Origin of the sequence: Micromonospora sp. NPDC005237, assembly GCF_040607775.1 — a bacterium.
Taxonomy (GTDB): domain Bacteria; phylum Actinomycetota; class Actinomycetes; order Mycobacteriales; family Micromonosporaceae; genus Micromonospora.
Window position 1 is genome coordinate 408042 of record NZ_JBEXHJ010000002.1, and the last position, 22259, is coordinate 430300.

At 72.8% G+C, this 22259-nt stretch carries 24 protein-coding genes; 6 read left to right on the plus strand and 18 right to left on the minus strand.

Features of this window, described 5'->3' with window-relative positions:
* Positions 1-77 precede the first annotated feature (77 nt).
* A complete protein-coding gene (locus tag ABZT87_RS06830; RefSeq protein ID WP_355134115.1) occupies positions 78-3791 on the plus strand; it encodes a discoidin domain-containing protein in 3714 nt (1237 codons plus the stop codon).
* Positions 3792-3821: 30 nt separating this feature from the next.
* On the opposite strand, the gene ABZT87_RS06835 is transcribed toward ABZT87_RS06830, so the two are convergent.
* Positions 3822-4592: a crotonase/enoyl-CoA hydratase family protein gene (locus tag ABZT87_RS06835; RefSeq protein ID WP_355134117.1), complete on the minus strand. Its 771-nt coding sequence runs from the start codon at positions 4590-4592 to the stop codon at positions 3822-3824.
* Between the two features lie 117 nt (positions 4593-4709).
* Here ABZT87_RS06835 and ABZT87_RS06840 point away from each other — a divergent pair, with 117 nt between their 5' ends.
* Entirely contained in the window at positions 4710-5561 is an 852-nt protein-coding gene (locus ABZT87_RS06840; RefSeq protein ID WP_354853571.1) for a Rieske 2Fe-2S domain-containing protein, read from the plus strand.
* A 49-nt stretch (positions 5562-5610) separates the two neighbouring features.
* On the opposite strand, the gene ABZT87_RS06845 is transcribed toward ABZT87_RS06840, so the two are convergent.
* From ABZT87_RS06845 to ABZT87_RS06900, 12 genes are read right to left on the minus strand one after another with little or no spacing between them, the layout of a single operon-like run.
* Entirely contained in the window at positions 5611-6957 is a 1347-nt protein-coding gene (locus ABZT87_RS06845; RefSeq protein ID WP_355134119.1) for a LysM domain-containing protein, read from the minus strand.
* A gap of 14 nt (positions 6958-6971) precedes the next feature.
* Entirely contained in the window at positions 6972-7403 is a 432-nt protein-coding gene (locus ABZT87_RS06850) for a pilus assembly protein TadG-related protein (RefSeq protein ID WP_355134121.1), read from the minus strand.
* The gene (locus tag ABZT87_RS06855) at positions 7400-7867 is read right to left on the minus strand and encodes a TadE/TadG family type IV pilus assembly protein (protein ID WP_355134123.1); all 468 of its coding nucleotides are present in this window, start codon (positions 7865-7867) and stop codon (positions 7400-7402) included. Before ABZT87_RS06855 ends, ABZT87_RS06850 begins: the two co-directional genes overlap by 4 nt.
* Positions 7864-8307, minus strand: coding sequence for a TadE/TadG family type IV pilus assembly protein (locus ABZT87_RS06860; protein ID WP_355134125.1), 444 nt, complete (start codon positions 8305-8307; stop codon positions 7864-7866). Before ABZT87_RS06860 ends, ABZT87_RS06855 begins: the two co-directional genes overlap by 4 nt.
* A gap of 5 nt (positions 8308-8312) precedes the next feature.
* Positions 8313-8516, minus strand: a complete 204-nt coding sequence (locus ABZT87_RS06865) for a hypothetical protein (RefSeq protein ID WP_354853908.1) — start codon at positions 8514-8516, stop codon at positions 8313-8315.
* Positions 8517-8540: 24 nt separating this feature from the next.
* Positions 8541-9410 carry a type II secretion system F family protein gene (locus ABZT87_RS06870; protein ID WP_354853911.1) on the minus strand — a complete coding sequence of 290 codons (870 nt, stop codon included), beginning with the start codon at positions 9408-9410 and terminating at the stop codon, positions 8541-8543.
* 46 nt (positions 9411-9456) lie between these two features.
* Positions 9457-10359 (minus strand): type II secretion system F family protein, encoded by a 903-nt coding sequence (locus ABZT87_RS06875; protein ID WP_354853583.1) that lies wholly within the window; start codon positions 10357-10359, stop codon positions 9457-9459.
* A gap of 4 nt (positions 10360-10363) precedes the next feature.
* Positions 10364-11905 (minus strand): CpaF/VirB11 family protein, encoded by a 1542-nt coding sequence (locus tag ABZT87_RS06880; protein WP_355134127.1) that lies wholly within the window; start codon positions 11903-11905, stop codon positions 10364-10366.
* On the minus strand, positions 11895-12695 hold the full coding sequence (locus ABZT87_RS06885) for a ParA family protein (RefSeq protein ID WP_354853589.1): 801 nt from the start codon (positions 12693-12695) through the stop codon (positions 11895-11897). The genes ABZT87_RS06880 and ABZT87_RS06885 overlap by 11 nt, the downstream gene beginning before the upstream one ends.
* A gap of 2 nt (positions 12696-12697) precedes the next feature.
* Complete coding sequence (locus ABZT87_RS06890) at positions 12698-13357, minus strand: SAF domain-containing protein (RefSeq protein ID WP_355134129.1); 660 nt, start codon at positions 13355-13357, stop codon at positions 12698-12700.
* A gap of 46 nt (positions 13358-13403) precedes the next feature.
* Positions 13404-14306: a hypothetical protein gene (locus ABZT87_RS06895; RefSeq protein ID WP_355134596.1), complete on the minus strand. Its 903-nt coding sequence runs from the start codon at positions 14304-14306 to the stop codon at positions 13404-13406.
* A 38-nt stretch (positions 14307-14344) separates the two neighbouring features.
* Entirely contained in the window at positions 14345-14911 is a 567-nt protein-coding gene (locus tag ABZT87_RS06900; protein ID WP_355134598.1) for a hypothetical protein, read from the minus strand.
* 693 nt (positions 14912-15604) lie between these two features.
* Here ABZT87_RS06900 and ABZT87_RS06905 point away from each other — a divergent pair.
* Positions 15605-16312, plus strand: coding sequence for an A24 family peptidase (locus ABZT87_RS06905; protein WP_355064791.1), 708 nt, complete (start codon positions 15605-15607; stop codon positions 16310-16312).
* A gap of 32 nt (positions 16313-16344) precedes the next feature.
* Here ABZT87_RS06905 and ABZT87_RS06910 read toward each other — a convergent pair whose 3' ends face one another.
* Positions 16345-16971, minus strand: coding sequence for a phosphatase PAP2 family protein (locus ABZT87_RS06910; RefSeq protein WP_355064682.1), 627 nt, complete (start codon positions 16969-16971; stop codon positions 16345-16347).
* Positions 16972-17119: 148 nt separating this feature from the next.
* Positions 17120-17584, minus strand: a complete 465-nt coding sequence (locus tag ABZT87_RS06915; protein WP_354853598.1) for a hypothetical protein — start codon at positions 17582-17584, stop codon at positions 17120-17122.
* Positions 17585-17726: 142 nt separating this feature from the next.
* Between ABZT87_RS06915 and ABZT87_RS06920 the strand changes: the two genes are divergently transcribed.
* From ABZT87_RS06920 to ABZT87_RS06930, 3 genes are all read left to right on the plus strand, one after another.
* Positions 17727-18524 carry an SAM-dependent methyltransferase gene (locus tag ABZT87_RS06920; RefSeq protein ID WP_355134131.1) on the plus strand — a complete coding sequence of 266 codons (798 nt, stop codon included), beginning with the start codon at positions 17727-17729 and terminating at the stop codon, positions 18522-18524.
* A 72-nt stretch (positions 18525-18596) separates the two neighbouring features.
* The gene (locus tag ABZT87_RS06925) at positions 18597-19760 is read left to right on the plus strand and encodes a low temperature requirement protein A (RefSeq protein WP_355134133.1); all 1164 of its coding nucleotides are present in this window, start codon (positions 18597-18599) and stop codon (positions 19758-19760) included.
* 10 nt (positions 19761-19770) lie between these two features.
* Entirely contained in the window at positions 19771-20667 is an 897-nt protein-coding gene (locus tag ABZT87_RS06930; RefSeq protein WP_354853606.1) for a helix-turn-helix domain-containing GNAT family N-acetyltransferase, read from the plus strand.
* Between the two features lie 7 nt (positions 20668-20674).
* Here the strand turns inward: ABZT87_RS06930 and ABZT87_RS06935 are convergent, their stop codons facing one another.
* From ABZT87_RS06935 to ABZT87_RS06945, 3 genes are read right to left on the minus strand one after another with little or no spacing between them, the layout of a single operon-like run.
* Positions 20675-21082, minus strand: coding sequence for a hypothetical protein (locus ABZT87_RS06935; RefSeq protein WP_355134135.1), 408 nt, complete (start codon positions 21080-21082; stop codon positions 20675-20677).
* A complete protein-coding gene (locus tag ABZT87_RS06940) occupies positions 21082-21960 on the minus strand; it encodes a methyltransferase domain-containing protein (protein WP_355064692.1) in 879 nt (292 codons plus the stop codon). Before ABZT87_RS06940 ends, ABZT87_RS06935 begins: the two co-directional genes overlap by 1 nt.
* Positions 21960-22253 carry a hypothetical protein gene (locus ABZT87_RS06945; protein ID WP_354853615.1) on the minus strand — a complete coding sequence of 98 codons (294 nt, stop codon included), beginning with the start codon at positions 22251-22253 and terminating at the stop codon, positions 21960-21962. The genes ABZT87_RS06940 and ABZT87_RS06945 overlap by 1 nt, the downstream gene beginning before the upstream one ends.
* Positions 22254-22259 lie beyond the last annotated feature (6 nt).

The following is a 22259-nucleotide window of genomic DNA, read 5'->3' on the forward strand; positions in this document are numbered from 1 at the left end:
GCGGCACGACGGGCGTACCCCTGCACCCGTCACCGGGCAACGCACCCACACCACCCCCGAAAGAGGTGTAGCCACCCATGTCCAGAAACGGCCCCACCCGAGGCACCCCGCGTGCCGGCTCGCCCGGTCCCGTCCCCCGAGCCGACCGAGCCGGCCGACTGCCGGCCGGCCGGCGGCTGTTCGCCGGCGCGCTCGCCGGACTGCTCCTCGCCGCCGTCCCCGCCCTCACCCCGGCGACCGCGGCACCGGCGGCGAAGCCGGCTCCGGCCCCGGCCGGGTCCGCCCGCGCGGCCCTGCTCGCCGGGCTCTCCGCCAGCATGAGCGCCAGCAGCTACAACCAGAACTACGTCGCGGGCAACGCCAACGACGGCAACGCGTCGACCTACTGGGAGAGCGCCAACAACGCGTTCCCGCAGTGGATCCAGGCCGACCTCGGCGCCACCGTCAACGTGGACCGGGTGGTGCTCAAGCTGCCGCCCTCGTCGGACTGGCAGACCCGCACCCAGACGCTGTCGATCCTCGGCTCCACCAACGGCTCGACCTTCACCACCCTGAAGGCGTCCGGCGGCTACACGTTCGACCCGGGCACCGGCAACACCGCGACCGTCAGCTTCACGGCTGCCAGCACCCGCTACGTACGGGTGCAGGTCACCGGCAACACCGGCTGGCCGGCCGCCCAGTTCTCCGAGGTCGAGGTGTACGGCGCCAGCGGCAGCACCGACACCCAGGCCCCCAGCGCCCCCGGCAATCTGGCCTACACCCAGCCCGCCAGCGGTCAAATCCGGCTCACCTGGTCCGCGTCCACGGACAACGTCGGCGTGACCGGGTACGACGTCTACGCGGGTGGCGCGCTGCGCGGCAGCGTCAGCGGCTCGACGCTCACGTACACCGACAGCCAGCCGGACACCGCCACGGTCTCGTACTACGTGCGGGCCAGGGACGCGGCCGGCAACCAGTCGGCGAACAGCAACACGGTGACCCGCACCGGCACCGGCAACCCTCCCACCGGCACCAACCTGGCGGTCGGCAAGCCGATCACCGCCTCCGGGTACGTGCACACGTTCGTGGCGACCAACGCCAACGACAACAACGTGACCACCTACTGGGAGGGCAACGGCAACCCGAGCACGCTGACCGTGCAGCTCGGCGCGAACGCCAGCCTCAGCCAGGTCGTGCTGAAGCTCAACCCGGACTCCGCCTGGGGTACGCGTACCCAGAACATCACAGTGCTCGGCCGCGACCAGGGCTCGTCGACCTTCACCACCCTGGTCGGCGCGGCGAACTACACCTTCAACCCGGGCAGCGGCAACACGGTGACCATCCCGGTCTCCGGGGCTGCCGCCGACGTACGGCTCTCGATCGCCTCGAACACCGGCGCCCCGGCCGGGCAGGTGGCCGAGTTCCAGGTCATCGGCACCCCCGCGCCGAACCCGGACCTCACCGTGACCGGCATGTCGGTCAGCCCGTCCGCCCCCGTGGAGACCAGCACCATCACGCTCTCGGCCACCGTGCGCAACGCCGGCTCGGCGGCCTCCGGCGCCACCGACGTCAACTTCTACCTGGGCTCCACCCGGGTCGGCACCGCGTCGGTCGGCGGCCTCGCGGCCGGCGCCTCGACCACGGTCAGCGCCAGCATCGGCACCCGCGACGCGGGCAGCTACCCGCTCAGCGCGAAGGTCGACGAGTCCAACACCGTCGTCGAGCAGGACGACACCAACAACAGCTACTCCAACCCGAGCCCGCTGGTGGTGAGCCCGGTCGCCACGAGTGACCTGGTCGCCTCGGCGGTGGCCTGGTCGCCGGGCAACCCGTCGGCCGGCAGCACGGTCACCTTCTCCGTGTCGATCCGCAACGCCGGCAGCGTGGCCTCCGCGTCCGGGTCGCACGGCATCACGCTCACCGTGCTCAACGAATCGGGCACGGTGGTGCGTACCCTCACCGGCTCGTACTCCGGTGTGATCAACGCCGGGGCCACCGTCGGCCCGGTCGACCTGGGCACCTGGACGGCCGCGAACGGCAAGTACACCGTCCGGGTCGTGCTCGCCGCCGACAGCAACGAACTGCCGGTCAAGCAGGGCAACAACACCAGCGACCGTCCGCTCTTCGTCGGGCGCGGCGCCAACATGCCGTACGACATGTACGAGGCCGAGGACGGCGTGGTCGGCGGCGGCGCGGCAGTGGTGGGCCCGAACCGGACCGTCGGCGACGTGGCCGGTGAGGCGTCCGGCCGGCGTGCGGTGACGCTCAACTCGACCGGCAGCTACGTCGAGTTCACCACCCGGGCCAGCACCAACACGCTGGTCACCCGCTTCTCCATCCCCGACGCGTCGGGCGGCGGGGGCATCAACTCCACGCTGAACGTCTACGTCAACGGCACGTTCCACAAGGCCATCGACCTGACGTCCCGCTACGCCTGGCTGTACGGCAACGAGACCAGCCCGGGCAACTCGCCGAGCGCGGGCGGACCGCGGCACATCTACGACGAAGCCAACGTCATGCTCAACTCGACCGTGCCGGCCGGCAGCAAGATCCGCCTCCAGAAGGACGCGGCCAACACCACCACGTACGCGATCGACTTCATCAACACCGAGCAGGTCTCGCCGATCGCGAACCCGGACTCGGCCCGCTACGCGACGCCGGCCGGCTTCACCCACCAGGACGTGCAGAACGCCCTGGACCGGGTGCGGATGGACACCACCGGCAACCTGATCGGGGTGTACCTGCCCGCCGGCAACTACTCCACCTCGTCGAAGTTCCAGGTGTACGGCAAGGCGGTCAAGGTGACCGGCGCCGGGCCCTGGTACACCCGGTTCAACGCCCCCTCCGGCCAGGAGAACACCGACATCGGCTTCCGGGCCGAGAACTCGGCGGCCGGATCGTCGTTCGCGAACTTCGCCTACTTCGGCAACTACACCTCGCGCATCGACGGGCCGGGCAAGGTGTTCGACTTCGCCAACGTGTCGAACATCGTGATCGACAACATCTGGGCCGAGCACCAGGTCTGCCTCTACTGGGGCGCCAACACCGACTACATGACGATCAAGAACTCGCGGATCCGCAACCTGTTCGCCGACGGCATCAACATGACCAACGGCAGCACCAACAACCTGGTCAGCAACAACGACGCCCGGGCCACCGGCGATGACAGCTTCGCGCTGTTCTCGGCGATCGACGCGGGCGGCGCGGACATGCGGGACAACATCTACGAGAACCTGACCTCGACCCTGACCTGGCGGGCCGCCGGTGTGGCCGTCTACGGCGGCTACGGCAACACGTTCCGCAACATCTACATCGCGGACACGCTCGTCTACTCCGGCATCACCATCAGCTCGCTCGACTTCGGCTACCCGATGAACGGCTTCGGCGCGAGCCCGCCGACCCGTTTCGAGAACATCTCGATCGTGCGGGCCGGTGGGCATTTCTGGGGCGCGCAGACCTTCCCGGCGATCTGGGTCTTCTCCGCCTCGAAGGTGTTCCAGGGCATCCGGGTCAGCGACGTGGACATCGTCGATCCGACCTACAGCGGCATCATGTTCCAGACCAACTACGTCGGTGGGCAGCCGCAGTTCCCGGTCACCGACACGGTCTTCACCAACATCTCGATCAGCGGCGCCCGCAAGAGCGGTGACGCCTACGACGCGAAGTCCGGCTTCGGCATCTGGGTCAACGAGATGCCCGAGTCCGGGCAGGGGCCGGCCGTCGGGTCGGTGACCTTCAACAACCTGCGGTTGAGCAACAACGCGGTGGACATCCGCAACACCACCTCGACCTTCACCATCAACCGCAACTGAGTCAGGCCGTACCGGATGCCGCCGGGAGGTTCACCCTCCCGGCGGCATCGCGCCATGCCGGCCCTCGCCGGCGGCGAACCGGGCCGCCCCGGCCGCCGCGTCGGTGGCCAGCGAATCCATCCCGTACGCCAGCTCGGTCGCCAGCGCCTCCGCCTCGGGCCGTCCGGCGCCGGCCAGCACGGCCGCCCGGTCGTTGCGCAGGCAGGTCTGCGGATGCCGGGCGATCGCCGCGGCCAGCTCCTCGGCCGCCGCCCGCGCCCGGCCCGGCGGCACCACCCGGTTGACCAACCCCATGGTGTACGCCTCGTCGGCGGGCACCGCCCGCCCGGTGAGGATCAGGTCCAGGGCACGGCTCTCACCGATCAGCCGGGGCAGCCGGACCGTCCCGCCGTCGATCAGCGGCACTCCCCAGCGTCGGCAGAACACCCCGAGCGTGGCGTCGGACTCGGCGACCCGCAGGTCGCACCAGAGTGCCAGCTCCAGGCCGCCGGCCACCGCGTACCCGGAGATCGCCGCGATCACCGGCTTGCTCAGCGCCATGCGGGTCGGACCCATCGGGCCGTCTCCCTCCGGCTCGACCCGGTTGCCGCTGGGCGTGCCGATCGCCTTGAGGTCGGCGCCCGCGCAGAACGTGCCGCCGGCACCCCAGAGCACGGCCACCTCCGCGTCCGGGTCGGCGTCGAACGAGCGAAAGGCGTCCGCGAGTGCCCGCGCGGTCGGCCCGTCCACCGCGTTGCGGGCCGCCGGGCGGTCCAGGATCACCGTCGTCACCGGCCCGGCGCGCTCCACCCGTACACCCATCGGCCCATGGTGCCCGGCGGAGCGCCGGAGCGCACCCACCGGATCATCCGCACACGTTGCTACAGGTCCGTCACCGCCGACCGGTTTGCGACGGCGTTCGCCGGGAAGTCGGTCCTCGTGCGAGAGATCCTGACGAAGATCGAGCAGGCGTCCCGGCTGGACCGGGTGGGTGACCGGCTGCAACGGGTGGTGCTGGGCACGCTGCGTCCACGGCGGTTACGCGACCTCCTGCACGGGGTGCCGCTGGGCCATCCCCTGCACCCGGCGATGGTGCAGGTGCCGGTGGGCTCCTGGATCAGCGCGGCGGTGCTGGACCTCATGCCCGGGCAGCGCCGGGCTGCCACCGCGCTGGTCGGGCTGGGCACCGTCAGCGCCGTGCCGGCGGCGATCGCCGGCCTGAACGACTGGGTGGCCCTCGCCCCCGACCAGCGGCGCGTCGGCCTGGTGCACGCCGCCGCGAACGGCATCGGCCTGACCTTCTACGCCGGCTCGCTGGCCGCACGGCTCTCCGGCCGGCACGGTATGGGCCGCGCTCTCGGCTTCCTCGGGCTGTCCGCCGCGAGCCTCGGGGCCTACATCGGCGGGCACCTGGCGTACAAGCAGGGGGCGCAGGTCAACCAGAGCATCTCCGAGCTGCGGCGGATGAGCGACGGTTGGCACTCGCTTGTCGACATGTCGGCCCTGCCGCAGCGCACGCTGGTGACCCGCGAGGTGGACGACGTCTCGGTGATCCTCTACCGCCACGGCGACGAGGTCACCGTCATGCTGGAGCGCTGCCCCCACCAGAGCGGGCCGCTCGGCGAGGGCGAGGTCCAGGAGATCGACGGCCACGCGTGCGTGGTCTGTCCGTGGCACGGCAGCGCGTTCCGGCTCAACGGCGGCGAGGTCGTACTGGGGCCCTCCGGCAACGACCAGCAGATCCTGCCCACGCGGATCCGCGACGGCGTGCTCCAGACCCGCGTCCCCTGACCGACCGCACCCCCGCGCGCCTGCCGGTGCCGGTCCGGGGTGTGCCGGCTCAGCCGCGCCGATGCCGACCGCCCTGGGGTCCGTCGTCGTCCCACCCTGCCGCACCGGTAGCTCCGGCACTGTCGCTCCCGGCTCCCGATGCGCCGACGGACGCCGTACCGTCGCTGGACCAGTCGGGTGCTGTGCCAGCGATTGGTGCGGACGGCTCGATGGCCGCCGCCGCGCGGCTGGCGGCCCAGGCGGCGCCGCTGCCGCTCGGGCCCAGGCTGCTCCCGCTCGGGCCCAGGCTGCTCCCGTTCGAGCTGCCGCGGCGGCCGCGCGCCCCGCGCCGGGGTGCGCGGCTGGATGCGGCCAGCCGGGGAGCCGCGCCGGCGGTGGCCGGGCGGCGGCGCAGGCCGAGCACCGCGCCGATCTGGGCGCCGACGATGCTCGCGACGGCCAGCACGGCGGAGACCGCCAGCGGTCGGTTCACCCGGTCGGTGGTTCCGGCCCGCGCCGCGCCGACGGTCATCGGGGGTACCTGACCCGTCGACTCCGTACCGCCGGGGGGCGCCTGCTCCGCCCGCTCCGGCGCGGTCCGCTCGGGCGCCGGTCGCGGGGCCGGCGGCCTGGGCGCGGCGGGCCGGCCGACGAGTTTTCCGGTGGCGTGCGGGCGGGCGCCCTGGTCGGCGGCCTCCGCTGGCAGCCGGAGCAGTTGGCCGGGGCGAATCCGATCCGGGTCGTCCAGCCGGTTCAGCTTGGCGAGCTGTCGATAGTCGCCGAACTCGTCGAGGTACCGCTCGGCCACCTCGCCGAGGTAGTCGCCCCGCGCCACGCGATACACCGGGGCCGCCTGGTCACCGGCGCTCGGCCCGCCGGGCGCGACCAGCCCGAGCGGTCCGCTCCCGGTCGTCGCGAGCGGCCCGCTCCCGGCCATGCCGAGCGGCCCACCTTCGGGCAGTCGGGCGGCGCTGGTCGAAGCGCTCGACTGGGCGTACGCCGGAGCGGTGTAGACCGCCGCGGCGCTGGCGGCGGCCGGGCTGGCCGCGAGGATCAGCGCGACCGAACCGACCAGCGCGGCGGCGGCCTTCTGCTGGCGGCTCATCCCCGGCAACTTCGGCGCCGGCCGGCGCAGGGTCTGCGCGCCCAATTCGACGATGACGGAGAAGGCGAACGTGGCCCAGCCGAACCAGCCGGCCAGCGCCAGGGCCCGCAGGAAGAGCTGCCCGTCGTCGCGGCTGGTCAGGACGGTGCCCACCTCGGCGAGGGTGGGCAGATGGTCGGGCAGGGGATTGCCCGCGAAGGCGAGCAGCGCGACCGGCGCACCCGCAACCAGAGCGCAGAGCACGACGAGCGCGCCGACGCCGGTGAGGACGCGTCCGGTCCGCCGTACGACGGACCGACCCGATGCGGACATGGCGGCCTTCCTTCCTACGGTCCTGCGGTGATGGCCCGCGCGGTCGCCTCGCCGGTGACCGTGACCCGGTCGGCGAAGCCGAACAGCCCGAGCATCGAGCGGCGGTAGATGATCGTGACGCGTACCCGGACGACGGTCTCCCCGGCGATCTGCGGGAAGCTCACGGTGTGGCCGGTGGTGCCGGCGGCGGAGAGGTAGTTGGCGACCGCGACGCGGGCCTGCGGCTGGTCGATCCGCGTCGGCCCACCCTCGATCGCGGTGGCCCGGTCGATGGCCTGCCCGCCCGCGCGGGCCGCCTCCGCGGCGAGGTTGTCCGCGCGTTGCAGCGTGCGCAGCTGACCGGCGCCGTCGAACGAGAGACCCACGATAGCCAGTACGCCGATCATCGCCACCGCCAGGAAGATGCTCACGCGGCCGTGGTCGCCGGAGAGCGGACGGACGGTCATCGCCGGCTCCGGTAGCGGTCAAGTGGTGAGGTGAAGCTCGCCTCGACGCGGTTTTCGCTGGGCATGCCGGGCACTGCCGAGAGGCGCAGATCCCGGAAGGACACCCGGCAGGCGACCGTGACGGTGACTGTCGCATCCTGGCCGAGCGCGCTGCGGTAGGCCCTGTCGAAGCTGGTGGTGGCGCCTCCGACCGAGCCGCTGAACGTCACGGTCGGAGTGCCGCTGCAATTCAGCCCTCGCCAGTCCAGCTGCTGCTGAGCCGCCTTGCGCGCTTCCTCGCGGGCGTCGGCCGCACTGCGGGAGATCGAGGCGGCGCGGGCCGCGTCGTGGGCGGCGGCGTCGATGGCCTCCGCCGCCACCGCGCTGCGTCCGGCCACGCCGGCCAGCACCATCAGCGCGATGAACGCGGGTGCGAGCACCGCCACCTCGATGGAGACCGAGCCCCGCTCGGCGGGCCGGTTCACGGCGGGGTCACCCGCTCCACCGTCCCGTGCGCGGTCTGCTCTACCGCGAAGTCCACGCCGGGCACCACCGACAGGGACCGGCCGGTCACCGTGCAGGTCACCTCGACCGCGGTGGTCACGCAGGTCGGGCCGGTCCTGTCCCAGCCCAGCAACCAGCCGCCGGTGGCGGACAGGAACCGGGTGGCGCTGGCCTTCCCGGCGCCGCCGCGCGCGTTGTAGAGCCGTTGGGCGTTGACCCCGCTCTGGGCGGCGTTCAACGCCGTGGAGCGGGCCAGGAAGACCGCCGAGACCTGGAGCGAGGCGAACAGGAGCACCAGGATCAGCGGCATCACCACGGCCAGCTCCACCGGGTTGGCACCCCGCTCCCGGTCGCCGGCCACGAGGCGACACCGGGCGGCGAGAACCGCCCGGCGCCACCTTCCGAACGCGGCTCGGCGCATGCCGGCTACTTCGGGTTCGTGTGGTTCGGGATGGCCTTCATCCAGTCGTTGGCCTTGCCGAGGGCCAGGCCGGTGACGATGGTCGCCACGAAGACCAGACCGAAGATGATCACGGCGGTCGGTACCGGGCTGTCGCCGCGCTCGCCGTCCCGCCGCAGCTCGGCGAAGCGCGTCGTCACCACGACGTGCAGGTAGGTGAGGATGGACATGGCGTACTCCTTCTCGGGGTCGGATCAGACACGGGCGATGAACGGATAGACGACGAAGCCGAGCAGCACGAAGACGAGAAGTGCGCCCGGGATGTCGAGTCGGCTGGTCACGCCCTCGGCGCGGGCCAGGTTGTCGGTACGGATCTGGTCGCGCAGCGAGTCGGCCCGGCTGCGCAGGGTCTCGTGCACCTGTGCACCCTCGCTGCCGGAGGAGCGCATGATCGCGCCGACGTCGCCCAGCTCCGGGATGCCGATCTTGTCGGCGAGGTCACGCAGCTCGTCCCAGGGCGCGTGCATCTGCATCTGGGCGATTCGCAGCGACTCCTGAAGCCGGTCGAACACCCAGCCGTCACAGACCGCGGCGGCCCGCTCCAGCGACTGCACCGGCCCGTGCGCGGCGGAGAGCTGCAGAGCCACCAGATCCAGGTACGTGCAGACGGCCTGGCGGAACTCGTCGCGGGCGGCGTCCGCCTTGGCCAGCACCGAGCGGTGCGCCAGCAGGCCGGCGATCAGCGCCATGCCGAGGCCACCCAGCACCGGTACGACAAGCGGCAGCGAGACACCGAGCACGAACAGCGCCACCCCGAGCAGGGTCGGCGTGGCCAGTCCGATGAGCGCGGACAGCAGCACCGACAGCGCGTACTGCTCGGGGGTCTGACCGATCAGGGCGAGCTGCCGGTGCGGTGGTCGCAACCAGCGGGACAGCCCGGTCAGCCAGTCCAGCCGGCGGGAGGCGGGAGCGGCCACCCGCCCGGTGCCCGGCGGCTGGTGCAGGCGGCGCAGCGCCGGCCCGAGCGCGGGGGTCGCCGGAACCAGCTCCCGGATCACCAGGAACAAGCCCAACCCGATCGTCGCCCCGCCACAGACCGCGACGGCCAGGTGCCAGTTGAGGATCACCGCGACCGCCTTCCGGGGCTGCGCCGCGCTTCGCCGCTCGCGCTCACGCGATCACCTCCTGCGGGTCGGGGGCCGGCAGGAACCGGGCCGGCCGCTGCGGCTGGCTCATCGACCGCACCCAGGCCAGCAGGCCGATGAAGGCGGCGCCGAGAGCAGCCATCACCACCTGACCCGTCGGTGTGCCGTACGGCTTGATGTATTCGGTGTTGACCAGCCCGTACGCCAGCGTCGCCAGCGTCATCCCGGTCAGGAAGCGGACCGCGAACCGGGGCTGGGTGCGCTTGGCCTCGATCTCCCGGCGGGTCGCCACCTCCGCGGCCGCCGCTCCGGCGATCGAGCCCAGCACGTCACCCAGCCGCTCACCCCGATCGGTGAGGTGCAGGATCAGCGCCGCCACGACCTGGTCGCACACCGGGTCGCCGATCTCGTCGGCGAACGCCAGCAGCGCGGAACGGGCCAGCCAGCCGGCCTGCAACCGGGCGGCGAGCAGCCGTACCTCGTCCTCGATGCCGGGTGGCACGCTGCCGATCGTGCTGATGATCGCCTGTTGGAGGCCCTGCCCCGTACCGGAGACGTCCTTGAGCCGGCGGGTCCACTCGCCGACGGCCTCGATCCGGGCGATCGCCCGCTGCTCGGCCTTGCCCACGGCGAACAGCCACGGCGTGCCGGGCACCGCCACCGCCACCAGCAGGCCCACCACCGGCAGCCCGGTCAGCAGGAACGCCAACGCCCCGGCGACCACCGCGGTGAGCAGCAGCGCCTGGTAGGCCCGCCGCTCGGCCGGAGTGGCGCCGGAGCCGCGCCAGAGGCGGCTCAGGCCAGGGCCAGCTCCCGGGCCGGGCCCGGCGGGCCGGCGGCTGCCCACCAGGGCGACGACCGCCAGCAGCAGCCCGGCCACACAGGCGGCCCCGGAGACCACAGCGATCAACTCCAGGCTGTTCCCCATCAGGTCACCGCCGGGCCAGTCGGGTCTGTCGGGGACGCCGCCAGGCACCCGTACCGGCCTCGATCCAGCGGGTCAGCAGCCGGGCGTCGTACCCCACCCGCAGCAACTGGTCGCGGACCCGTTCCGGGAGGTGCCGGGGGACGGCACGGCCGTCCGGACCGGGACCGAAGACGGTGGTGGTGGTGATCCGGCCGGCCTCACCGGCCCCGATCACCTCCTCCACGTGCGAGACGAACCGGTGCTTACGGCCGCCGATCGCGCTCTCGTCCTCGACGGTGACGTAGACGATCAGATCGAGGGCGTTGCCGGCCATCCGGCGGGCCTGGTCGACGGTCATCTCCCGGCCGTGCGCCAGCGCCAGCTCGACGATCCGTTCACCCACCCCGGCAGCCGTACGGGCGTGAATGGTGCACATCGAGCCCCGGCTGGTGGTCATCGCCTGGAGCATCGGCACGATCTCCCGGGACCGGACCTCGCCCACGATGATCCGCAGCACGCCCATCCGCAGCGAGAGCGGGATCAGGTCGGCGATCGTCACCTCACCCGCCGGACGGCCGTCGAAGCCGCGCTCGCCGTGCCCCTCCCGCGCCTCGAAGCTCATCACCGCCCGGTGCCGCTCCCGGCGACGGGCCGGCAACAACTCCCGACTCTCCTCCAGCAGCACGTACGGCTCGTCGGGTGGGATCTCGTTCATGAGCGCCCGGATGATCGTGGTCTTCCCGGCGCCGGCCAGCCCGGCGACCATGATGTTCAACCCGGCGCGCATCGCCGCACGCAGGAAGTCGCGCAGCAGCGGGTCGATCATCTCGTCCAGGTCACCCCGGGCGCCGGCCACGTCGTCGAGGCTCACGTCCAGGGTGTTGTGCTTGCGGATCACCGCGTACGGCCGGTGGCTGACCAGGAACACCGCGGCCAGTCGGCTGCCGTCGGGCAGTTGCAGGTCCAGGGTGGGCTTCACGGTGGACAGTGACCGTTCGGTCGCGCCGGCCCGCCGCGCCGCCGCCTGAAGGATCTCCACCAGCTCGGCGTCGCTGTCGGCGATCGGCTCGGCCCAGTCCACCCCACCGCCGTGCCGGGTGATGCGCACCACGTCGCAGCCGAGGATGTGCACCTCCTCGATGGTGTCGTCGACCAGCAGGGTCTGTAGCCGGCCCAGCCCGACCAGCTCGGCGGTCACCTGGTCGAGCAGCAGGCGTTCCTCGCTGGCGGCCATCGGTGTGCCGGCGCGACGGACCGCGTCCGCGTACTCGGCGACCACCGTGACGGCCAGCCGGGCCCGCTCGGTGTCCTCCTCGTCGACGGTGAACTCCCGGCCGCGCTGCCACAGGGTGAGCCGTTCGGTGAGTTCCCGGCGCAGCTCCCGGACCACCTGGAAATCCATCCGGGGTCGGGGTGCCACCTCCGGCGGCGGCGTGGCCGTGGGCATCGGCTGCGGTATCGCCGCCGACTGGTGGTGCCGACCGTTCGGCGGGGCCAGCGGCGGCGCGGTGGACGTCGCGGCCGGCGGCTGCTGACGTGGGTCGGTGGAGACGGGCTCAAACCGCATCCGGCACCCCCTGCTGCACCGGCCAGGCCAGCCGTGCCCGCCGGCGTTCCAGCAGCGCCCCGACCGGCACCTCCAGCGCGGCGGCCGCGCGCAGCAGCGGCCGTCCGGACCGTACGGTCCCACCGAGGGCGAGCACCCCTGCGGTACGCGGGTCGTGCGGCAGCCGGGCGATCACCGGCAGTTTCAGTCCACGACTGATCTCCGCGCGCCCGTGCCCGTCGCCGACCAGCAGCAGCCGCAGGGTGCCCGGCGGCACCCGGTGTTCGGCGAAGTCCCGCTCGATCGCGGTGACCACCGCCCGGGTGCCGGACAGGTCGGGCAGGTGGGCCCGGGTCACCAGCAGCACCACCGAGGCGGCCCGCAGCAGTGGCCACGGTGGGCCGGTGACGTGCAGCCGGCCGCAGTCGACGAGCACGTCGTAGCCGGGAGTGCCCCGGTCCAGGGCGTTGAAGTAGTCGGCGAAGCGCTGCCAGAGCGGGGTGACGCTGCCGGCCTGCGCCGGGTCGACCAACCCGGGCAGCAGCAGCCGTTCCCGGCGCGGCGCGTCCAGGTCGACAAGCTGTGACCAGAACCCGGTCTCCAGGTTGCCGTCGCGCAGCTCCCCGACGGCCAGCTCGCCGATGCCGCGCGGCCCGTCCAGCTGACCGCCCAGGTAGCCGGCGAGGATCGACCCGCCGGCCGGGTCGCACTCGGCCAGGACCAGCCGGCGGTGCCAGGTCAGGGCACAGGCCAACGCCGAGGTGGTCACGCCGGGCGAACCCTTCGCGGACACCAACGCGATGATCGCCATGCTCAGGCCGCCTCGGTCAGCACGACCGCGATCCGCTCCTGGGCGGCCAACGCCACCACGGCGGGTACGTCCCGGATGAGCAGCGCCAGGTACAGCACCTTCTCGTCGTCCGTCGGGCTGACCATGTCGATGACGGTGGCCGCGAACCGGGTGCCCGCCCCGGCCGCCGCCCCGGTGGCGTTCTCGTCCGGGGTGCTGACCAGCAGCACCTTGTCTCCGGGGTGCAGCGCTCGGGCCGGCACCTGGGCGGTCTTCAGGCCGAGCGCGATCTGCTGCTGACCCGGGCCGAGCAGCGGGTCGTCGGTGACCTGCCCGAGGGTGAGCAGGGTGCCCGGCACCAGCGCCACGGCGGCCCGCTTGCCGACCACCTCGTCCAGCCGGCCCGCGGGCACCGGGTGCAACCCCTGACCGCCGGCGACCTGCACGGTGATCAGATCGGCGGCGCTGACCTCCCGACCCACCTCCACCGGCCGGGCCACCGCGAGGTAGCTTCCGGTGGCCCGGACCGAGGTGACCGCGAACGCCGCCCCCAGCCCACCGAGGGCGATCAGGAGTACGGCGAGACCCAGCAGCCCTGGGCGGACGCGGCGCTGCCGGACCACCTTGGGCGGGCTGACCGGCGCGTCCACCGGCCCGGTCGCGTTACGCGTAGCCACACTCACCGTTCGATCTCCATTCCCGACTGTGGGGCTCGCAGAACCGGCTCACTCACCTGGTCACCACCTGGAGTTCCTTGATCTGGACCGGCACGGTGCCGCTGGTCCGGGTCTGCGGGATCGGGTCACCCTCGTCGCCGTCGTCGGTCCACCAGCGCACCGTCCAGTACGTGGTGGCGCCCACCCGGTAGGTGCCGGCCTTCGGGTAGCCGCGGTCGTAGCCGCAGTCCGGGGAGGTGCGGCCGGCGCGCTTGCCCTTCGGGTCGTAGGGAGTGCCGGCCTTGGTGCAGGTGACGGTGTCGCCGTTGCCCATGTTCCAGACGATCCGGTCGACCTTCGCCTCGATGGAGACGGTCAGCCCACGGTCGGACGCGGAGGCGCGCAGCGGCCCGAAGTAGCTGGCGCTCGGGGTGGCCCACATCCACACGGGCAGGCCGACCAGGCCCGGGCCGACGTCCTTGCGGGGCGCCACCTTGAGCCGAGCCGGCAGCAGCTTGATCGACGCCAGGGCCCGCCGGGCCAGCTCCTCCGGGTCCGGCGGAGCGCCGAAGCCGGGCGGCGGCCCGTCCCGCAGCACCGTGTCCTGTGCGCCGAGATCGCCCCCGTTGCAGGTCTGCACGTACCACTGCTGACCCTCGGGTGCCGGCTTCTGCGGCGAGGCGAGCTTGTAGTAGCACCCGTCACCGTTGTTGAACCAGCCCAGCAGGTCGTCGTAGCAGGGGATCGTCCGCCCGCCCCACTGACAGACACCGCCGCCCCCGCCGCCGCCGGAGTCGCCGCCGCCGTTGTCGCCCCCGCCGCCGGGGCCGCCCGGCGTACCGGGCTCGTCGTCCCAGACGTTGCAGTCCGGTTGGCCGGGCGGACATCCGGCCCCCGGGTCGGCGCGTCGGGCGGCGGCGGCCGGCAGGGTCGCGCCGACCACCAGTAGCAACGCCAGACCGGCCCCCGCGAGCATCCGCCGGGCCGCGCCGGTGCGGGCTCTCCGCCCTCGGGTCAGCACGGCTGGTCCGGGTGCGCCGAGCCGGAGCTGATCAGCCAGCGACCGTCGGGATAGCGGGTGGCGGTGGCGGTGGCCAGATGTTTGCCGCCACCGCTGCCCGGGACCACGCGCTGGTCCTTGGTGTAGACCAGCCGGTAGCCGGTCGCGTCCAGGCAGTCCTGGATCTCCACGGTGGCCGGGTCAGAGTCCAGGCTGACGGCGGTCACGCTGGGATCGGACGCCAGCGTCCCGGTACGCATCGCGCCGTGCTCCTTTGCGTCGCGAATGGACAATTGCACCCGGGTCAGCAGCGGATCAGCGAGAAACCGGGACAGTTCCGGCGCGTGTGGATCATTGCGCCGACTCGCCGTCCGCGATGCTGCGAGATAACCGGAGTACGCCTCGAGCGCCGCCTTTTCGGCAGCTTCCCGTTCCGCGCCCGAATCGGCCCGCGCTCCGTCGCCCCGCGCCGTCGCCGGCCGATCGACCGCCTCCTGCCCGCTGCCGCAGGCGGTGACCGGCACCGCCGCCACGACCGCCAGCAGGCAGATTGCCGCTCGCCTGAGCTGCCGTCCGCGCACCGCTGAGCCCTCCTCGTGGTCGCCCGACGTGGCCATGAAGCACCGCCGCCGGGCATGCGGAAGCGCGCCCGGATCAGTGTCTTCCGGAGCTCTCATTGCGCTTCTGCATTCACCGTTACGGATCTTCTACAAATGCAAGGTCCCGTGTCGTCCGGTTGTAGAGGTGAGGCTTGCGTCACACCCAAGGGGCGAGCATAGGCTGACGCTCGCCGATGCAACAGAGGCAATTCAAGTGAACACTCTGCGTGATGATGGGTGGTGGTGGCGGGTGTTCGTGCTGCACTCCGGACGATGGCCGGTCGAGGGGTCGCCGACGGTCCGGCCTCGCCGGCCGGGGCCGATCCGCCGCAACCCCTGCGTCGGTCCCGAGAGTGGGACATCGCGCCCCCATCCCGGCATCCGGACTGCGTCCCGGGGCGACGGACCGGCCACCCCGTCCGCGGTGCCGGCCGGCCCGCCCTCGGACGGGGAGATCATCGTGCCGCCGGTGGCGGACGTCGGTTTCCGCGCCATCCGCTACACCCGAGCGAACGTTCAGTCACGATCCGTGTTCACCTTTCCGGGGGGTGGCCGGCGTCCGGCGTGGTCCACGTGGCGCTGACCGGCCCTCCTGCGGCGGCACCCGGTCGGCGGAACCCGACCGATCGGGCGGCGGCGGGGCCTGCCCCTGGCCGTTTTCGGCCCGCGACCGGGCTGGCGATCCTGACGGTCAGTCCGCTGCTGCGGTTGGCCGTCGTGCGCTACGCCGTACCCACGGGAGCCCCCAGCCGGACCGGCTGCGACGCCTGCGGCGCGGCGGTCGGCCTGACCCGGCCCTGGCCGGCGCTCGGCCCGGCCGGCCAGTGCGGCCGGTGCCGGGCCCGGGTCGGGCCGCCGCCCGGCACGGTCGAGGTGGCCGCGCTCGCCGCCGTGGCGCTGCTGGCGCTGGTCGGCCCGTCGGGCGGGGCGATGCCGGCGCTGGCGTGGTGGCTCGCCTGGACCGTGCCGGCGGTCCTCGTCGACCTGGCCGTGCACCGACTGCCCGACCGGCTCACCCTGCCCGCGGCGGCCGGGACCTGGCTGCTGCTCGGCGCGGCCGCGCTCGCCGACGCCGACGCGGGCCCCTGGCTGCGGGCGGTCGCCGCGGGCGCGGGGCTGGCGCTGTTCTTCGCCACCAGCACGCTGCTGCTCGGCCGCCGCGGCTTCGGGTTGGGCGACGCGAAGCTGGCGCTCAGCGTGGGGGCACTGCTCGGCTGGTACGGCCTGCCCGTCCTGCTCCTCGGGCTGCTGCTCGCGTTCGGGCTGTCCGCGCTGGTGAGTCTGGGACTGCTGGTCGCCCGACGGGCACGGTGGAGCACGCACCTGCCGTTCGGCCCGTTCCTGCTGCTCGGCACGGTGGGTGCCCTCCTCCTGACCTCCTGACCGCCCACCCCACCGACCGTCCGCCGGCCGGGTCAGGGGCGGGGTCGGCTGGCCAGGTCGGGTACCGGGCGGCGGGCATCGGCGCGGCGGCGCAGCGCCTCGGCGGTCAGGCGGGCCAGAAGCGGGGTCGCCACCATGGCGACCAGGGCGCCGAGCAGCAGGCCGGCGGCCACGTCGTGCGGGTAGTGCACGCCCACGAAGACCCGGGAGAACGCGGCCAGCACGGCCAGCGGCAGCGCGACCAGTCCGAGCCGTCGGGAGAGCAGCAGTGTGGTGATCGCCAGCGCGCCGGCCAGGGTGGCGTGGTTGCTGGGGAACGACCAGTCACCCGGTGGTGGGCAGGTGCCGGCGACGATCGCCCGGCCCACCGTCCGGCACGGTCGGTCCTCGTCCACCACGGTCTTGAGCCATTCGCTGCTCGCGTACGCGAGGAGGGTCGGCAGCGGCGCGACCAGGGCGAGTGCCCGGTCGTGCGGGCCGCCGACCAGGCGGCGCAGCGCGGCCGCCACCAGCAGCGCGCCGAGCAGCAGGATCACCCCCTCGGTGGCGTGCCCGACGAACCACTGCACCGGGTGCGGGGTGCCGGCGGCCGCGTCGACGATGTCGCGGTACCACTCGGCGCTGATCTCTGGAACGTCCGTGCTGCCGTTGTCGGCCATGAATCACCTCACCAGACGTTCATACCTCGTTCACCTGGAAGACACCCTGGGAACGCGGCAGGGGGCAGCACAGGAGTCGAAGGTCGAGCCGGCCGCACGGAGGCCCGCCGGCAGGCGCTCAGGTCGGCGGAGGTCCGCCGGCAGACGCTCAGGTCGGCGCGGGCCCGCCGGCCATGCGCTCGCGGACGGCCTCCAGCGCCTCGAAGGCGTACGCCCAGTTGTGGCACTTGAAGCTGCGCAGGCCGTCGATGGCGGTGTGGCAGTCGGCGCAGCGCACCCCGGGGATGGCCTCCGGCACCTCGGTGTTGACGTACCTGTGTTCGCCGAGGATGACCGTGGCGATCATGTTCTTGTCGTGCAGGCCGGTGAGTGCCGACGAGACGATGTCGTACCAGGTGATCCGCCGGCCGCACTTCGGGCAGTCCGGTTCGTCGCCGCTGACCCACAGCGGGGCGCCGATGCTGCGTGCCGGCATTCCCAGCAGCTTCTCCAGACGGCGGACGTCCGACTCCGGTGTGGTCCACCGGTGCCGGCCGGGCAGCGACGCGGGCGAGTCGTACACGGCGCGGAACAGGTCGTGGTCGACCCGCACGGTTTCCCGCTGACCGGTCATCGCGTCCCCCTCGGTGATTCGGTGCCCCCACCGTGGTCGGCGTTGACCAGGGGCGCAGCCGGATCAACGACACGAGGGGTCAGCGGGTCGTCGCCCCGGCTGCTAGACATCGAGATCTGACCGCGCGGCGAAGGGACCCCTCGTGACCGACCAGCCGGCACCCGACACGACCGACGTCACCGCCCGACCCAACGTCGCCCGGATGTACGACTACTTCCTGGGTGGCAGCAACAACTTCGCCGCCGACCGCGCCGCCGCCGAGCGGGTGTTGGAGATCTTCCCGGGCACCGGGCTCGCGGCCCAGACCAACCGGCACTTCCTGCGCCGAGCCGTCCGGTACGCCGTCGGGCAGGGCGTCCACCAGTTCCTGGACATCGGGGCGGGGTTGCCCACCCAGGGGACCGTGCACGAGGTGGTACGAGCCGTGGCGCCGGACGCCCGGGTGGTCTACGTCGACTACGACGAGGTGGCCGTCGCGTACGCCCGACGGTTGTTGACGGACGTGCCCGGCGCGGCCGTCGTGCAGGGCGACCTGCGGCGGCCGGACGACCTGCTGGCCCACCCGGAGGTGCGGGCCACGCTCGACCTGGACCGCCCGGTGGCCGTGCTGCTGCTCGCGGTGCTGCACTTCGTGCCGGACGACGACGACCCGTGGGCTGCCGTCGCCCGGCTGCGCGACGCCACCGTGCCCGGCAGCCACCTGGTGCTGTCGCACCTGACGCTGGACGGCGTCCCGCCGGAGGTGGCCGAGCGCGGGCAGGCCGTGTACCGCACCAGCAGCGCCCCGCTGGTGCCCCGCACCCACGCCGAGACGCTGCGCTTCTTCGACGGGTACGAGCTGGTGGAGCCCGGCCTGGTCGAGACCACCCGGTGGCGGCCGGACGGCGAGCCAGAGGCCGGGGACTCACACGGCTACGCCGGGGTGGGCGTCCGCCGCTGACGCGTTTTCGCCTCCGGTGCCGGGCCTCGGGTGGTACGACGGAAACAGCGCCTGCCACCGGGAGGAGCGCCGATGGCGAGCAGGCCCGAGCGGCTGTTGCGGAGAAGCGACGCGCCGCTGAGCGCCTCGTTCCTGGAGCTCTTCTTCGACCTGGCGTTCGTGCTCGCCCTCAGCCAGTCGGCCGCGCACCTGCTGCACGACCTCACGCTGGCCGGCGCGCTGCACACCGCTCTGCTGCTGGCCGGCGTCTGGTGGATCTGGGTGACCACCACCTGGAGCGCCGACTGGTACGACCCGGAGTCCCCGGCCATCCGCGTGGTGCTGGTCGCCGCCACGCTGGGCAGCCTGCTGGCCGGGGTGGCGATCCCGCAGGCGCTCGAGGAGCGGGGGGTGCTCTTCGCCGGCGCGTACGTCGCGGTCCATCTCGTCCGGGGCGTGGTCACCGCCTCGATGCTGCGCGGTCATCCACGGCAGCGCCGGGCGCTGCGGATCCTCTGCTGGTACACGGTCACCGCCGTGCCGTGGCTGGCGGGCGCGTTCCTGCCGCAATGGCGGGTGCCGCTCTGGGTGCTCGCCCTCGCGATCGACGTGACGGGCCCACGGCTCGGCTGGCCCACGCCGAGGCTGGGTCGTGCCCGTCAGCAGGAGTTGCGCCTCGCTGGCGCGCACTTCGCCGAGCGCTACCAGCAAATCATGATCATCGCGCTCGGCGAACTCGTCCTGGCCGCCGGGCTCTCGTACGCCGGCACCCGCCTCGACCTCGCCGAGACCGCCGCCTTCCTGCTGGTCTTCGCCACGGCTGTGCTGATCGGTCTGCTCTACGTGACCCCCGCCGGCCGGCAGCTGGGCTCGGCCATCGAGCGCGCCGACCCGTCCCGGCTCGGTGTCGTCACCGGATACCTGCACCTCGTGATGATCGCCGGCATAGTGGTCACGGCCGTCGGGGCCGAGCTGAGCATCGCTCATCCCTCCGAGGTCGGCGACATGAGGGCTGTCGCGGTCATCCTGGGCGGACCCACGCTGTTCCTCGTCGGCCGGATCCTGTTCTCGCTGGCCATCCACCGGCGGTTGTCCTGGCCTCGGGTTGGCGCGCTGCTCGTGCTGGCCGGCGCGGCGGCCGCCCTGCGGCTGCCGCTGCTGGCGATCAGTGCGGTCGCCACCGGCGTGGTGCTCGTGGTGGCGGTCCTGGACCACGCCGCCCCCTTCACCTATCGCCGGCGCAGATCTGCTGACTAAAGTCAGGCAGATGGACTCCGCGCTCATCGCCGCAGTGCGGCGGTTCAACCGGACTGTCACCCAGCGGGTGGGTGCGCTCGACGACGAGTACATGGCGCAGGGCCGACCCCTCGGGCAGGCTCGCCTGCTCTGGGAGATCGGCCCCGCCGGCGCCGAGGTCGCGGCGTTACGCGCACGGCTCGGCCTGGACTCCGGATACCTCAGCCGACTCCTGCGCACCCTGGAGAACGACGGGCTGGTCACCGTGGGCCCGGCCGGCCAGGCCGGCGGCGACGGCCGGGTACGCGTCGCCCAGCTCACCGACGCCGGCCGTACGGAATGGGCCGAACTCGACGAGCGGTCCGACGAACTCGCCGCCTCGATCCTCCAACCGCTCACCGAGCGACGCCGCGAACGACTCGTCGCCGCCATGGCCGAGGTCGAACGCCTGCTCATCGGGTCGATGGTGGTCATCGCACCGTGCCCACCGAGCGATCCGCGGGCCCGGGCGTGCCTGCGGGCCTACGCCCGGGACATCGGGCGGCGGTTCGACGACGGGTTCGACCCGGCACTGAGCAAGCCGATCCACGACGAGGAGATCGCCCCGCCCGCCGGCGTGCTCCTGCTCGCCACCCTCAACACCGAGCCCGTCGGCTGCGGCGCCGTCAAACTCCACCGCGACGCACCCGCCGAGATCAAGCGTGTCTGGGTGGCGGACAGCGTCCGCGGGCTGGGCATCGGGCGACGGCTGCTGAGCGAGCTGGAACGGTACGCCGCCGACCGAGGCGTGAGCACGGTCCGGCTGGACACCAACCGCAACCTCACCGAGGCGATCGCCATGTACCACGCGGCCGGTTACCGGGAGATCGAGCCGTACAACACCGAGCGCTACGCCCACCACTGGTTCGAGAAGCAGCTCGGGCAGTAAGTAGTGGCTACAGCCGTTCGAAGCTCTCCATCCCGGCGAGCTCCAGCACCTCGGTCCGGATCGCCGGGCATTCCTGACGGGTCTGGTCGTCGATCTGACGGCCGTTCGGCACGGGGCCCTGTTTCTCGTACCAGGAATAGAGGTTCACGGTCAGGTTGGCCATCGCGCCCGTCTCGGACCCGATCCCCTTCAGCGTCGGCAACTGGCCGTCCAGGTAGGCACACACCTCCTTCGCCGACACCGGATTCGAGCCGTGGGCCGGAGCGGATCCGGCCGCGCTGGGCGCGGCATCGGGTGCTGCCGGGGTGCCCGGCGCTGCGGGCGTGGAGGGCTCGGGCGCGTCGGCGTCGGTGCATGCCGTCAGGGCGAACACAAGACAGAGGGCTGGCGCGATCAAGCGATTGCTTCTCATCATCAATTCTCGTCCTGACCTGGTTGTTGGTGGTCAGCCCCGGTGGTCGCGGTGACGAGCCAGAGGCCGGTGGGCAGTCGATAGCCGACGCCGGGCTCGCGAAACCGGCCGAGCAGCCGGGCAGCTCCTGCTCGGGCCGGAGCCTGCCCAGCCAGCGGGGCAGCCCGGTACGCGGCACCGGCGGGGCCGACCTCGATGAGCCATTCGGCAACCGCGTCGGCGTCGTCCGGGGCGTCCAGTTCGACGTCGTACGGCGTGATCGTGACGGCGGTCCAGCCGGCCCTGGTGAGGACTCGGACGAGCCTCGCCGGGTCGGCGAAGGAGAACGGACCGGGCTCGTCACCTACCGGTAGCGGTGGTAGCGGCCCGAGGTGCGGTGCTGCGCCGAGCATCGCGGCGGACAGCCACGGGTTGACGCCGCCGTCGCGGAAGACGGTCGCGGCGAGGCGTCCGCCCGGGCGCAGGGATCGTCGGATCGTGGCGCAGCCGGCGACCGGATCCGCCAGCAACATCAGGGTCATGCGCGAGAACGCCGCGTCGAACGGCGCCCCCGGCACGACATCGAGAGTCTCGATGTCGGCCACGTGGAACCGAATGTCCGGGAACCGCTGGCGGGCTGCGGTCACCATCGCCTCGGCGATGTCGACGCCGACCGCCGCGCCGGTCTCGCCGACCGCCCTGGCGAGCTCGGCCGTGGTGCCGCCGCAGCCGCAGCCCACGTCAAGAATCCGTTCGGCGGGCCGTGCGGCCAGTCGATCCATTGCCGCCGCGCCCAGCGGTCGGCCGGTCTCGTCCTGCCGCTCGGCGTGGCGGATCCAGCCGGCCGCCGCTCCCGCCCAGAAGGCGGCATTGCGGGAGCGTAGGGCGGCGGTGTCGGCCATCAGAACGGCATCTCGGCGCCGTCGACGCTCACCGACCGGAAGTTGGCTGCCTTCGTCGGGTCGAAGCCGTCCTCCTGCGCCGCCAAGCCCGCGGCGCGGACCAGTCGCTCCGACTGGAACTGGCGGAACGCCGCTTCGTCCTGCCAGATGTTGATGATCCGCCAGCCGTCCTCGGTCGGTCCGGAGACATGGGCGAGGAGCCCTGGTGGCCGGTCCGGCCCGAGGTGCCGCTCCACCTGCCGGTATTCCGCCTCACTGACGCCGGGCATCTCCTGCAACACACCGAACGGCATCGGCCG

Excerpts from the sequence above, each read along its gene's own strand:
- ABZT87_RS06910 (WP_355064682.1), bottom strand. The coding sequence starts at position 16,971 with ATGGCCGACAACGGCAGCACGGACGTTCCAGAGATCAGCGCCGAGTGG.
- ABZT87_RS06885 (WP_354853589.1), bottom strand. The coding sequence starts at position 12,695 with ATGGCGATCATCGCGTTGGTGTCCGCGAAGGGTTCGCCCGGCGTGACC.
- ABZT87_RS06925 (WP_355134133.1), top strand. The coding sequence starts at position 18,597 with ATGGCGAGCAGGCCCGAGCGGCTGTTGCGGAGAAGCGACGCGCCGCTG.
- ABZT87_RS06860 (WP_355134125.1), bottom strand. The coding sequence starts at position 8,307 with ATGCGCCGAGCCGCGTTCGGAAGGTGGCGCCGGGCGGTTCTCGCCGCC.
- ABZT87_RS06850 (WP_355134121.1), bottom strand. The coding sequence starts at position 7,403 with ATGACCGTCCGTCCGCTCTCCGGCGACCACGGCCGCGTGAGCATCTTC.
- ABZT87_RS06880 (WP_355134127.1), bottom strand. The coding sequence starts at position 11,905 with ATGCGGTTTGAGCCCGTCTCCACCGACCCACGTCAGCAGCCGCCGGCC.
- ABZT87_RS06945 (WP_354853615.1), bottom strand. The coding sequence starts at position 22,253 with ATGCCGTTCGGTGTGTTGCAGGAGATGCCCGGCGTCAGTGAGGCGGAA.
- ABZT87_RS06865 (WP_354853908.1), bottom strand. The coding sequence starts at position 8,516 with ATGTCCATCCTCACCTACCTGCACGTCGTGGTGACGACGCGCTTCGCC.
- ABZT87_RS06835 (WP_355134117.1), bottom strand. The coding sequence starts at position 4,592 with ATGGGTGTACGGGTGGAGCGCGCCGGGCCGGTGACGACGGTGATCCTG.
- ABZT87_RS06940 (WP_355064692.1), bottom strand. The coding sequence starts at position 21,960 with ATGGCCGACACCGCCGCCCTACGCTCCCGCAATGCCGCCTTCTGGGCG.
- ABZT87_RS06935 (WP_355134135.1), bottom strand. The coding sequence starts at position 21,082 with ATGATGAGAAGCAATCGCTTGATCGCGCCAGCCCTCTGTCTTGTGTTC.
- ABZT87_RS06895 (WP_355134596.1), bottom strand. The coding sequence starts at position 14,306 with ATGCTCGCGGGGGCCGGTCTGGCGTTGCTACTGGTGGTCGGCGCGACC.
- ABZT87_RS06875 (WP_354853583.1), bottom strand. The coding sequence starts at position 10,359 with ATGGGGAACAGCCTGGAGTTGATCGCTGTGGTCTCCGGGGCCGCCTGT.
- ABZT87_RS06830 (WP_355134115.1), top strand. The coding sequence starts at position 78 with ATGTCCAGAAACGGCCCCACCCGAGGCACCCCGCGTGCCGGCTCGCCC.
- ABZT87_RS06915 (WP_354853598.1), bottom strand. The coding sequence starts at position 17,584 with ATGACCGGTCAGCGGGAAACCGTGCGGGTCGACCACGACCTGTTCCGC.
- ABZT87_RS06930 (WP_354853606.1), top strand. The coding sequence starts at position 19,771 with ATGGACTCCGCGCTCATCGCCGCAGTGCGGCGGTTCAACCGGACTGTC.
- ABZT87_RS06845 (WP_355134119.1), bottom strand. The coding sequence starts at position 6,957 with ATGTCCGCATCGGGTCGGTCCGTCGTACGGCGGACCGGACGCGTCCTC.